Genomic DNA, 12219 nt, shown 5'->3' with positions numbered 1-12219 from the left:
TTCTTCGTTAAGGAATTCAGGGAATTGAAAATCAGGACAGGGATGTGCGCTTTTTTATTGGGCTTTGTGCTGCCTGCGCAGGCCACCAGCTTTACCGAATATCTGCCGATGAGTGACAGCGAATACGCGCAAAAGCGTGCGCTGAAATCTCTCCTGACCATGCCTTATTTTACCGATCAAAACTGGCATTTTAGAAAAGTGGGCGTTGCTGGCGTGACGCTTGAGAAGATGCCAAATGAAGAGGATTACTGGCAATTAACCGCTAAAGACCGCGCTGGTAAATCCTGGTTTGTGCCTGTGGGTGTGCTGCAAAATATGGCGGGTAATGCGCAATTTTACCGTGCTGACCTCGATCGTAATGGCATTCAGGATTTGGTTATCTGGCGAGGCGTTTCGGGAAACGGGCTGGCGCCTTCCTCGTTTTTGATCCTGATGACCTTTAATCAGCAAGGTCGCCCGTGTGTTTTCCAGGTCGATGGTTTTTACACCGCAAGCAAAACTGGCGTAGATGATTTGCTGGATTTGCAAGGCAATGGTCACACGCAATTGCTGGATATGCAGTTTGATTCTGGTTACTGGATAACCAGTCTGTATCAGGTAAAAGACGCCAAATGGCAGCGCGTTCACGGCTGGTTTGGCAAGTTAAGCTATCCCGCTCTCACGCGTTTTGCTTATACCCCCAACCGTAAACTCATCATCAAACCCATCGCCGGGCGCGACCCGCAAACGGAAGATCTGGCGCTGACGCAGCGTTGTTTGATAAAGGGGGATGTGCTTGATGGGGTGAATCAGCTCTGACAGCAAACGCTAAATTGCCTGATGCGCTACGTTTATCGGGCCTGGATGGTTCGTGCGACGTGTAAGCTGCATCCGGCAGGGTTGCCTAATCTAAATCTTCACCATTACTGGCAATCACTTTTTTATACTGGCGACGATAAAACATTCATCAGAAAATTGATTCACTGCGATTCTCTCATTGCCTTACCGTCATCACATGTCATCGTCACTAGTGTCGATGACAGTGTTTTTGTCGGCCCCAGAAAATTATTTTCCTTATATAACAGCAAATTAAAAACTGGCATGATTTATGAATGTATCGGCGCATTAACTGTCATTGCTGGAGAATTTGATGAACCGTTTCATCATTGCTGACGCGAGTAAATGTATTGGTTGCCGTACCTGTGAAGTAGCGTGCGTGGTTTCTCATCAGGAAAATCAGGATTGCGCTTCGCTGACTCCGGAAACTTTTTTACCGCGTATCCATGTCATTAAAGGTGTGAACATTTCCACTGCTACTGTTTGTCGTCAGTGTGAAGATGCTCCGTGCGCTAATGTCTGCCCGAATGGTGCTATCAGCCGTGATAAAGGGTTTGTTCATGTCATGCAGGAACGCTGCATTGGTTGCAAAACCTGCGTTGTGGCTTGCCCGTACGGCGCGATGGAAGTGGTGGTGCGTCCGGTGATTCGCAACAGCGGCGCGGGGCTGAATGTACGTGCCGATAAAGCCGAAGCCAATAAATGCGATCTGTGTAACCATCGTGAAGACGGCCCTGCGTGTATGTCTGCGTGCCCGACGCATGCGCTGATTTGTGTCGATCGTAATAAACTTGAGCAACTGAGCGCAGAAAAACGCCGCCGCACGGCGATGATGTTCTAAAAATCTTACATAACTATTCTGGCATCAAAGGAATTCCCCGAAATATTCGTAGAATACGGAGCGGGCGATATTGCTGACCTGTGACTACCGGATGCGATGCTGTCGCATCCGGTAGGGTGGGTTATGGATTCATGATGGCGGGAATAACTCAATGGCAAAAAACACATCTTGCGGTGTTCAACTGCGTATTCGTGGCAAAGTGCAGGGCGTTGGTTTTCGTCCGTTTGTCTGGCAACTGGCACAGCAATTAAATCTTCACGGCGATGTCTGTAATGACGGCGATGGCGTGGAAGTCCGGCTGCTGGAAGATCCGCAAACGTTTCTTGTTCAATTGCATCAACACTGCCCGCCGCTGGCGCGTATTGATAGCGTTGATCGTGAGCCGTTTATCTGGTCACAACTGCCCACTGAGTTCACTATCCGCCAGAGCACAGGCGGCACCATGAATACGCAAATTGTTCCGGATGCCGCCACGTGCCCTGCCTGTCTTGCTGAAATGAATACCCTGGGCGAACGGCGTTATCGTTATCCGTTTATCAACTGTACCCACTGCGGCCCGCGTTTCACCATTATTCGCGCGATGCCTTATGACCGCCCATTTACCGTGATGGCAGCGTTTCCGTTATGTCCGGCCTGTGACAAAGAATACCGCGACCCGCTCGATCGTCGCTTCCATGCCCAGCCGGTGGCTTGCCCGGAATGTGGTCCGCATCTTGAATGGGTAAGTAATGATGTTCATGCCAAACAAGAGGCTGCTTTACAGGCTGCTATAGCACAGTTAAAAGCGGGAAAAATCGTCGCCATCAAAGGGATTGGCGGATTTCATCTCGCCTGTGATGCACGTAACAGTGACGCGATAGCAACACTACGAGCGCGCAAACATCGCCCGGCGAAACCGCTGGCGGTTATGTTGCCAACGGTAGAAAACCTACCAGAGGCTGTCCGTCAGTTGCTCACCACGCCTGCCGCGCCGATTGTGCTGGTGGATAAAAAATTCGTTCCCGAACTTTGTGACGACATTGCCCCATGCCTTAACGAAGTTGGGGTGATGTTGCCTGCGAATCCACTGCAACATTTGTTGTTGCAGGAACTGCAATGCCCGCTGGTGATGACCTCCGGCAACCTGAGTGGCAAACCTCCGGCTATCAGCAATGAACAGGCGCTGGAGGATTTGCAGGACATTGCCGACGGATTCTTGTTGCATAACCGCGATATTGTGCAGCGGATGGATGACTCGGTAGTGCGCGAAAGTGGCGAAATGTTGCGCCGTTCGCGTGGCTATGTACCGGATGCGCTGGCTTTGCCGCCGGGTTTTAAAAATGTGCCGCCGATGCTGTGTCTTGGCGCAGATCTGAAAAACACCTTCAGCCTGGTGCGTGGTGAACAAGCCGTGTTGAGTCAGCATCTGGGCGATTTAAGCGACGATGGTATCCAGATGCAGTGGCGCGAAGCGTTACGCCTGATGCAGAACATCTACGATTTCACCCCGCAATGTGTTGTGCATGACGCGCATCCGGGCTATGTCTCCAGCCAGTGGGCGAGTGAAATGAATCTGCCGACGCAAACGGTGTTGCATCATCATGCTCATGCGGCGGCGTGTCTGGCGGAGCATAACTGGCCGCTGGATGGCGGTGATGTCATTGCTTTGACGCTTGACGGTATCGGTATGGGCGAGAACGGCGCTTTGTGGGGCGGCGAGTGCCTGCGGGTGAACTATCGTGAATGCGAGCGCCTGGGCGGCTTGCCTGCAGTGGCGCTTCCTGGTGGTGATCTTGCCGCAAAGCAGCCGTGGCGTAACCTGCTGGCGCAGTGCCTGCGCTTTGTGCCGGAGTGGCAGAATTATCCTGAAACGGTAAGTGTGCAACAGCAAAACTGGAGCGTGCTGGCGCGGGCCATTGAACGAGGCATTAACGCGCCGCTGGCGTCATCGTGCGGGCGTTTGTTCGATGCCGTGGCGGCGGCGCTGGGCTGTGCGCCAGCCACGTTAAGTTATGAAGGGGAAGCGGCTTGTACGCTGGAGGCGCTGGCGTCTTCATGCCACGGCGTGAAGCATCCGGTGACAATGCCGTTGGTCAATAATCACCTGGATCTCGCCATTTTCTGGCGGCAGTGGCTGAACTGGCAAGCTCCGGTTAATCAACGGGCGTGGGCGTTTCATGATGCGCTGGCGCAGGGGTTTGCCGAGTTGATGCGCGAGCAGGCTACGATGCGCGGTATCACTACGCTGGTATTCAGCGGCGGGGTTATTCATAACCGCCTGCTGCGTGCACGTCTGGCGCATTATCTCGCTGATTTCACATTGCTTTTCCCGCAGAGTTTACCTGCGGGTGATGGTGGATTATCTCTGGGGCAGGGGGTTATTGCTGCGGCTCGCTGGCTGGCGGAAGAAGTCCAGAACGGATAAAACGTGTTGCATTTGGACACCATTGCCGGATGCGGCGTAAACGCCTTATCCGGCCTACACATGTGCTCCCCGTAGGTCGAATAAGACGCGCCAGCGTCGCATCCGACATTTTGGGCACAGTAGGCGGATGCGTCATGAACGTATTATGTGACCAACATATGCGCTCTCCGTAGTAGGTCGGATAAGACGCGCCAGCGTCGCATCCGACATTTTGGGCACAGTAGGCGGATGCGACATGAACGCATTATGTGACCAACATATGCGCTCTCTGTAGGTCGGATAAGGCGCGCCAGCGTCGCATCCGACATTTTGGGCACAGTAGGCGGATGCGTCATGAACGCATTATGTGACCAACATATACGCTCCCCGTAGGTCGGATAAGGCGCGCCAGCGTCGCATCCGACATTTTGGGCACAGTAGGCGGATGCGACATGAACGCATTATGTGACCAACATATGCGCTCTCTGTAGGTCGGATAAGGCGCGCCAGCGTCGCATCCGGCATTTTGGGCACAGTAGGCGGATGCGTCATGAACGCATTATGTGATCAACATATGCGCTCCCCGTAGGTCGGATAAGACGCGCCAGCGTCGCATCCGGCATTTTGGGCACAGTAGGCGAATGTGACATGAACGCATTATGTGATCAACATATGCGCTCTCCGTAGGTCGGATAAGGCGCTCGCGCCGCATCCGACAACCGTGTTGCCTGATGCGACGCTGGCATTTTGGGCACAGTAGCCAGATGCGCCTACACCGGTAACGTTTTCAACAATCCAAACGCCTCTTTCATCCGATCTTCACTGACCACAAAGGCACGTAACTGATCGGTATCGTCCAGACCGCGTGCCACCATTCCCTGGTTTTCGGCACAAATCTGCCAGCGTAAATCCCGACGCTGGGTTTCCCCTGCCAGATGCAGTGGTAACTCCGGCGTTTTGATTTTTACCAGCATCGCCGGTAGTTTCAGAGGCGTATTAGCGCCGAGCAGATTTTTTGCCAGCATCATTGCGCTAAGTTGAATCGGCTGCAGAAACGGCAATACCTGACCGTTAATTTCCGCGCAATCGCCCAGCGCGTAAATATCGACATTGCTGGTTTGCAGATAACTATCGACGCAAACGCCGCGATTAATCGTCAGCCCGGCGCGTCGTGCCAGGGCGGTTTCCGGGCGCAGCCCGGTGGCGGCAATCACCGCATCCACTTCGATGCTGCGCTGGCGGTCCAGGGTTGCACGGATGCCAGAATCCGTTTTTTCCAGCGCCAGTAACTGAGATTTCAACAGCAGATGGACGCCCATCTCCGTCAACCGATGTTGTAAGCGACTGCTTACTTCCGGTGGCATTAACGATGCCAGAATACTGGCGGCGTTGTCGATCAGCGTGACTGCTTTGCCTGCCCGACAAAAATCCATCGCCAGTTCGCTACCAATCAGGCCGCCACCGACAATCAACACGCGCTGTGCTTCCCGTAGTTGCGTTTCACAGGCGCGATACTCTTGCTGACTATTTAAAGTAAGCATTAACTCACGCCCAGGCACCGGCGGGACGAAGGCGCTGGCACCGGTTGCCAGCACTAACTTGTCGTACTGCCACTGATTATTCTGGCTTTTCACCACATGGGCTTCGGCATCAATATCCGTCACCCAGGTTTGTGGAAACAGGCGCAGATTAAACTGTTCGGCAAATTCTCCCGCCGTCTGGCGGGTAAGGTCGTCGGCACGTTGTCCCTGACTGATAACATGGCTGAGATCAGGTTTGTTGTACTCATCCATGCTATCGGCAGCAATCAGGGTTAATGGAATACTGGCGTCCTGTTTGCGAATATTTTTCACCAGTTGGCGGGCGGCGAAGCCCGAACCAATGATCACAATACCGTTGCTCATTTTGCCTCCGATGCCAGTTCATCAAAGACGTCTTTGCCGAGGGAACATTCCGGGCACAGGAAGTTATCCGGAACTTCACTCCACGGCGTTCCCGGCGCGACGTCCTGCATTGGCTCGCCTTTTGCTGGATCGTAAATCCACTGGCAGACGCTGCACTGCATCCGTGGGCCGAGGTCGGTTGTTGTGGTGGCACTGGTTTCTTCTTTAACCACCGTATTCACTGTGCTCTGCGGCAGCGGCGCGAGCGCCCACTGACGGGCGATTTCACGACCGTGTTCACGACATAACTCCAGCGCGTCCTGATCCGGTCGCCATTTGGCTTTCAGACTAAGTGACATTTCGAAGCCTGCATCCTGCAAGCGCGTAGAAAGACGATCAACCGCACCGCCGCTCCAGCCGTGGGAGCCGAAAGCGCTGGCGCGTTTGTTACGGAAGCGCAATCCGGTCATCTCCTCCACCAGCCCGGCGATTTTCGGCATCATTACGTTATTCATCGTCGAAGTCCCAACCAGCACGCCTTTTGAGCGGAAGACATTGGTCAGGATTTCGTTTTTATCGCTCCGGGCGACGTTGAAAATTTTCACCGCTACGCGCGGGTCGGTTTCTGCAATCCCCTGGGCGATAGCGTCAGCCATCATGCGGGTGTTATTCGACATGGTGTCGTAGAAAATAGTGATCCTGTCTTCCTGATAATCCGCCGCCCATTTCAGGTACAGCTCGACAATCTGCGTCGGGTTATCGCGCCACACCACACCGTGAGAGGTGGCAATCATATCGACCGGCAAGTTAAAGCCCAGAATCTCGGTAATTTTCGGCGTTACCAGGCGGCTGAACGGCGTCAGGATATTGGCGTAGTAACGCTGGCACTGTTCGAAAAGCTCGGTCTGATCCACTTCATCGTTGAACAGATGCTCGTCGCAGTAGTGCTGACCAAAGGCATCGTTACTGAACAGCACTGCATCGCCCGTCAGGTAAGTCATCATGCTGTCCGGCCAGTGGAGCATTGGTGTTTCGACAAAAATGAGCTGTTTGCCGTTACCGATATCCAGCGTGTCGCCGGTTTTCACCACGTTGAAATTCCACTCCGGATGATGGTGATGGCCATTAATTGAGTCGATGGCGTTGGCAGTACAGTAGATTGGCGTATCCGGAATTTGCGCCATCAGTTCGGTCAGCGCCCCGGCGTGGTCTTCTTCTGCATGGTTAATTACGATGTAATCGATATCTGCCAGATCGATTTCATTACGCAGGTTCTGCACAAATTCGCGGCTGAATTTATGGTCGACAGTGTCGATTAGCACATTTTTTTCTTCGCGAATGAGGTAGCTGTTGTAGCTGCTGCCGCGCAGCGTTTTATATTCTGTGCCGTGAAAATCACGCACTTCCCAGTCACGTTGACCAACCCAATGAATGTTATTTTTCACCACAATAGACATAGCAACCTCAATTTATTCAGCGTGTTCTAAAAAGATGTCTTGTTAATTGCAGATTGCGTGCCAGTTTTTTATCTGATTGTTTTTACTCTATAAATTAATTTATGCTCATTAATGAGTAGTCAAAATGACTATTAATCAGATGGTCGATATGACAATATCTATAGTCAAATTGACAGTGAGGCAAAGATGAGTTTTTCCGTTGATGTGCTGGCGAATATCGCCATCGAATTGCAGCGCGGGATTGGCCATCAGGATCGTTTTCAACGCCTGATTACCACGCTGCGTCAGGTGCTGGAGTGTGATGCGTCAGCGTTGCTGCGCTACGACTCGCGGCAATTTATTCCGCTCGCCATCGACGGGCTGGCAAAAGATGTGCTCGGCAGACGCTTTGCGCTGGAAGGGCATCCGCGGCTGGAAGCGATTGCCCGTGCCGGGGACGTGGTGCGTTTTCCTGCAGACAGCGAATTACCCGATCCCTATGACGGTTTGATTCCCGGGCAGGAGAGTCTGAAGGTTCATGCCTGTGTTGGTCTGCCATTGTTTGCCGGGCAAAACCTGATTGGCGCATTGACGCTCGACGGGATGCAGCCCGATCAGTTCGATGTTTTCAGCGATGAAGAGTTACGGCTGATTGCCGCACTGGCGGCGGGGGCGTTAAGCAATGCGTTGCTGATTGAACAACTGGAAAGCCAGAATATGTTGCCGGGTCATGCCGTGCCGTTTGAAGCGGTGAAAGAGATGCAGATGATTGGCCTGTCGCCAGGTATGACGCAACTGAAAAAAGAGATTGAGATTGTGGCAGCGTCCGATCTCAACGTCTTAATTAGCGGTGAGACGGGAACAGGTAAGGAGCTGGTGGCGAAAGCGATTCATGAAGCCTCGCCGCGGGCGGTGAATCCGCTGGTTTATCTCAACTGCGCCGCACTGCCGGAAAGCGTGGCGGAAAGTGAGCTGTTCGGGCATGTGAAAGGGGCGTTTACCGGCGCTATCAGTAACCGCAGTGGTAAGTTTGAAATGGCGGATAACGGTACGCTGTTTCTGGATGAGATCGGTGAGTTGTCGTTGGCATTGCAGGTCAAGCTACTGCGGGTGTTGCAGTATGGCGATATTCAGCGCGTTGGCGATGACCGCAGTTTGCGGGTGGATGTGCGCGTACTGGCAGCGACTAACCGCGACTTGCACGAAGAAGTACTGGCAGGGCGATTTCGCGCCGATTTATTCCATCGCCTGAGTGTGTTTCCGCTTTCCGTGCCGCCGCTACGTGAGCGGGGCGATGACGTTATTTTGCTGGCGGGTTATTTCTGCGAGCAGTGCCGTCTGCGACTGGGACTTTCTCGCGTGGTGTTGAGCGCCAGTGCGCGGAATTTATTGCAACACTACCGTTTTCCGGGAAACGTGCGCGAACTGGAACATGCTATTCATCGGGCGGTAGTGCTGGCGAGAGCGACCCGCAGCGGTGATGAAGTAATTCTTGAGGCGCAACATTTTGCTTTTCCTGAGGTGACGTTGCCGTCGCCAGAAGTGACGACAGTGCCCGTCGTTAAACAAAACCTGCGTAAAGCGACAGAAGAGTTCCAGCGCGAAACCATTCGCCAGGCGCTGGCACAAAATAATCACAATTGGGCCGCCTGTGCGCGGATGCTGGAAATCGACGTCGCCAACCTGCATCGGCTGGCGAAACGTCTGGGATTGAAGGATTAAATAATCCCGGCCTGATAGAAATCCTGCAGGTTAATCGCGCCGGCGAGTTTACCGTTTTCATCTACCACCGGTGCGGCGGTGATTTTGCGCTTCATCAGGATCTCTTTGGCGTCAATGGCGCGGCTTTGTGCCTGTAATGTGGTGCCACCAGCCGTCATCGCTTCATTAACGGGCGTGGTGAGTGCACCACCGCCAACCAGCCAGCGACGTAAATCGCCGTCGGTAAAGACGCCTTTCACCAGTCGTTGATCATCACACACTGCCACCAGCCCTAACCCGGTGCGGCTGAGTTCCAGCATCGCGTCCATCACGCTGGCGGTTAACGCCACCTGCGGGACAGCATCATCACGGCGCATCAGATGATGCACTTTGTTCAGCAAGCGAGCGCCCAGCGCGCCGGCTGGATGGGAGCGGGCAAAATCTTCTTCATTAAACCCACGCGCCTGCATGACCGCCATCGCCAGCGCATCGCCCATCATCAGGGTATTGACGGTGCTGGAAGTCGGCGCAAGGTGCATCGGGCAGGCTTCGCGTTCTACGGAAATATCCAGCACCGCTTTCGCCGCCAGACCCAGCGGTGACGTCGGTTTACCGGTCATTGCCAGCAGAGCAATAGATTTGTCTTCCAGACGCGGAATAATCAGATCCAGTTCCTTTGCGCCACCGGAGTACGAGATAAACAGCATTACATCGCGGCTTTCAATCATCCCCAGATCGCCGTGCAGTGCCTCTGCCGGATGGACAAAAAAAGCAGGCGTGCCAGTGCTGGCAAGCGTTGCGGCGATTTTCTTACCAATGTGGCCCGATTTGCCAATTCCCGAAACCACCACTTTGCCTTCGCAGTGCAGGATGATATTGGCGGCGCGAACAAAATCATCGCCCAGACGTTCAGGTAAACGGCTTGCTTCCTGCAACTCCAGCATTAACGTCTGACGTCCCGCGTTCAGTAGTGCTTCACTCATTGCTTTCTCCGGTGATGATCACGTCGATCCCTTTCTCTTCCAGCGCCTGACGAAACGCTGGAGAAATGCCTGCGTCGGTAATGAGTTTATCGACGCTTTCAAGACTGCAAACTACATTGGGGCTTTTACGACCAAACTTCGATGAGTCAGCCATCAAAATAACTTCGCGCGCAGCATTACACATCGCTTTACTGACGGTGTAGACCTCGTTGAAAGTCGTTACGCCTGCATTCAGATCGATGCCGTCGGTGCCCATAAACAATTTATCGAAGCTGAAATGTTCGAAGGCATTCTCGGCAAGTTGCCCGTGAAATGAGGCCGATTTTTTGCGAAATGTTCCGCCAGGCATCAGGATGGTTTGCTCGTTATCCAGTTCGGATAGCGCATTGACAATATGCAGACTGTTGGTCATCACTGTGATGTTATTAAAGCGCGAGAGCATTGGCACCATCTGCAATACGGTACTGCCAGCATCGAGAATGATTGAGTCGCCATCGTGGATAAAACTGACGGCGGCTTCCGCTATCAACTCTTTTTTGTGGGTGTTGATGAGCGTTTTATGATCGATTGGCGGATCGGATTCCTCTTTATTTAACACCACGCCGCCATAGGTACGAATGACGGTTCCGGCATGTTCCAGAATGACCAGATCTTTACGAATGGTTGTGCCTGTGGTGTCAAAGTATTGCGCCAATTCTTCAACCGAGCATTTCCCCTGCTTTTGCAGATACTCCAGAATGGCGGCCTGACGCTGACGAGGTTTCATAGGCGTGATTACCTGATTTAGGTTTCAAAATGATAACTTCGCAAGCAAGTAGCATTCACAACGAAATTATCTACGTTTCAGTTTAAGCGCCAATGATAGAGCATTCTGCGATAATGGATCATGGGGAAAGATCACATCGGGCCGTAAATCAGCAGAATGCATACCCGTAATGGCAGGAATTTTTTGCGGTCGGGCGAAAACGGTCAGTCCTTTCATAAACAAGGTGTCGACGATGCGCTGCTGATCGTCCAGGGCGATGGCGACTACGACCCGCGGTTTAAAGCGCCCGCTGGAACGGCCCACGCCAACGCGGCCTTGCTGGCAAAGTGCATCGAAGGCACGGTTAAAACGAGAAATTTGCCAGCCGCCTAAGGCCAGTTGTGTACACCAGGCGATAACGGCGACGGTGATGAGAGCGGATACCATAACTTCTCCTTATATGTGGTGGCGGAGGATTTCCGCTGAGAATGTTTACAGTGTGTGCTTTATTCATGCCGGATGCGGCGTGAACGCCTTATTAGGTCTTAAAAGTTTTGTTAATTCAATGTGTTGTATGGGTGTCGTAGGCCTGATAAGCGTAGCGCATCAGGCAGTCTCGCGGAGATCCTTAAAGGATCTCCGCTGTTGATCAGAACATGACCTGACCGCCAGTGACATTAATCGACTGCCCGGTGCAGTACGACGCTTTGGGACTGGCGTAGAACAACAACATATTCAGTACATCCTGATAATCACAGCCGCGCTTAAGTGGCACTTTATCGATGTAATATTGCTCGACTTGATCCGGTTTTATGCCCAGCTTAGTGGCGTATTGCGGCAATAGTGACTGGAACATAGGTGATTTCAGCAAGTTACCGAGCATCAGTGAATGCACCGTAATGCCGTACTCCGCAAGATCCAACGCCAGTGACTGGGTAAGACCGACTCCGCCAAATTTCGCGGCGCTGTAACCAGAGTTGTGTTTGCTGCCCACTTTGCCTGATTTCGAGTTGATCTGAATAATCCGTCCCTGAATGCCGTCGCGGATCATCAGGCGCGAAAATTCACGCGCACAAAGGAAGTAGCCCACCAGATTTACCTGTAGCGAGCGGTCAAAATCCCCCAGTTGGAAATCGCTGATAAACGCTGCTTTAGCAATTCCGGCGCTGTAGACCAGTAAATCCACACGACCAAAGATCTCATCTACCCCACGAGAGAGTGCCAGTACGCTCTGCTCGCTGGTGGCATCAGCACCAAAACCATATGCCATGCCTTCGCCATATTCTGCATTAATTTCTTGCGCCACATTTGCAGCTTTGTCGCTCTGAATATCGACAACCGCCACGCGATACCCCTCGGCAGCCAGACCGTGGCACAGGAACGCGCCTAAGGTTTGCCCACCACCGATGACAACAGCAACCTGATTCATTT

At 52.9% G+C, this 12219-nt stretch carries 11 protein-coding genes; 5 read left to right on the top strand and 6 right to left on the bottom strand.

The genetic code is table 11. From position 1 onward, the window contains the following. Positions 1 to 42: 42 nt before the first annotated feature. From C0K55_RS14330 to hypF, 4 genes are all read left to right on the top strand, one after another. A complete protein-coding gene (locus C0K55_RS14330; RefSeq protein ID WP_001516942.1) occupies positions 43 to 798 on the top strand; it encodes a hypothetical protein in 756 nt (251 codons plus the stop codon). A gap of 21 nt (positions 799 to 819) precedes the next feature. Continuing rightward, positions 820 to 1152: a hypothetical protein gene (locus tag C0K55_RS26200; protein WP_071985576.1), complete on the top strand. Its 333-nt coding sequence runs from the start codon at positions 820 to 822 to the stop codon at positions 1150 to 1152. After that, positions 1130 to 1657: an electron transport protein HydN gene (hydN, locus tag C0K55_RS14320; RefSeq protein WP_105224738.1), complete on the top strand. Its 528-nt coding sequence runs from the start codon at positions 1130 to 1132 to the stop codon at positions 1655 to 1657. The genes C0K55_RS26200 and hydN overlap by 23 nt, the downstream gene beginning before the upstream one ends. A 151-nt stretch (positions 1658 to 1808) precedes the next feature. After that, the gene (hypF, locus tag C0K55_RS14315; RefSeq protein WP_105266369.1) at positions 1809 to 4061 is read left to right on the top strand and encodes a carbamoyltransferase HypF; all 2253 of its coding nucleotides are present in this window, start codon (positions 1809 to 1811) and stop codon (positions 4059 to 4061) included. A 749-nt stretch (positions 4062 to 4810) separates the two neighbouring features. Here the strand turns inward: hypF and norW are convergent. Both norW and norV read right to left on the bottom strand, forming a co-directional pair. Next, positions 4811 to 5944, bottom strand: coding sequence for an NADH:flavorubredoxin reductase NorW (gene norW, locus C0K55_RS14305; protein ID WP_000064723.1), 1134 nt, complete (start codon positions 5942 to 5944; stop codon positions 4811 to 4813). Continuing rightward, positions 5941 to 7380, bottom strand: a complete 1440-nt coding sequence (norV, locus tag C0K55_RS14300) for an anaerobic nitric oxide reductase flavorubredoxin (protein WP_000029627.1) — start codon at positions 7378 to 7380, stop codon at positions 5941 to 5943. Before norV ends, norW begins: the two co-directional genes overlap by 4 nt. Positions 7381 to 7566: 186 nt before the next feature. On the opposite strand from norV, the gene norR reads away from it, so the two are divergent. Then, entirely contained in the window at positions 7567 to 9081 is a 1515-nt protein-coding gene (norR, locus tag C0K55_RS14295; protein WP_105266370.1) for a nitric oxide reductase transcriptional regulator NorR, read from the top strand. Here norR and gutQ read toward each other — a convergent pair. The 4 genes from gutQ to srlD all read right to left on the bottom strand — a co-directional run bounded on the left by gutQ (position 9078) and on the right by srlD (position 12217). Continuing rightward, the gene (gene gutQ / locus C0K55_RS14290; protein ID WP_016262458.1) at positions 9078 to 10043 is read right to left on the bottom strand and encodes an arabinose-5-phosphate isomerase GutQ; all 966 of its coding nucleotides are present in this window, start codon (positions 10041 to 10043) and stop codon (positions 9078 to 9080) included. The two genes, norR and gutQ, sit on opposite strands and share 4 nt — an antisense overlap. Beyond that, entirely contained in the window at positions 10036 to 10809 is a 774-nt protein-coding gene (gene srlR / locus C0K55_RS14285) for a glucitol operon DNA-binding transcriptional repressor SrlR (RefSeq protein ID WP_000804554.1), read from the bottom strand. The genes gutQ and srlR overlap by 8 nt, the downstream gene beginning before the upstream one ends. A 66-nt stretch (positions 10810 to 10875) precedes the next feature. Then, positions 10876 to 11235 (bottom strand): transcriptional regulator GutM, encoded by a 360-nt coding sequence (gutM, locus tag C0K55_RS14280; RefSeq protein WP_000252920.1) that lies wholly within the window; start codon positions 11233 to 11235, stop codon positions 10876 to 10878. 202 nt (positions 11236 to 11437) lie between these two features. Continuing rightward, entirely contained in the window at positions 11438 to 12217 is a 780-nt protein-coding gene (gene srlD, locus C0K55_RS14275) for a sorbitol-6-phosphate dehydrogenase (RefSeq protein WP_001077342.1), read from the bottom strand. Positions 12218 to 12219 lie beyond the last annotated feature (2 nt).

It is taken from the genome of Escherichia sp. MOD1-EC6098 (genome assembly GCF_002965865.1).
Lineage (GTDB): Bacteria > Pseudomonadota > Gammaproteobacteria > Enterobacterales > Enterobacteriaceae > Escherichia > Escherichia marmotae.
The sequence above is the reverse complement of the archived record's forward strand: the minus strand, read 5'-3'. Positions and strand labels throughout refer to the sequence as shown.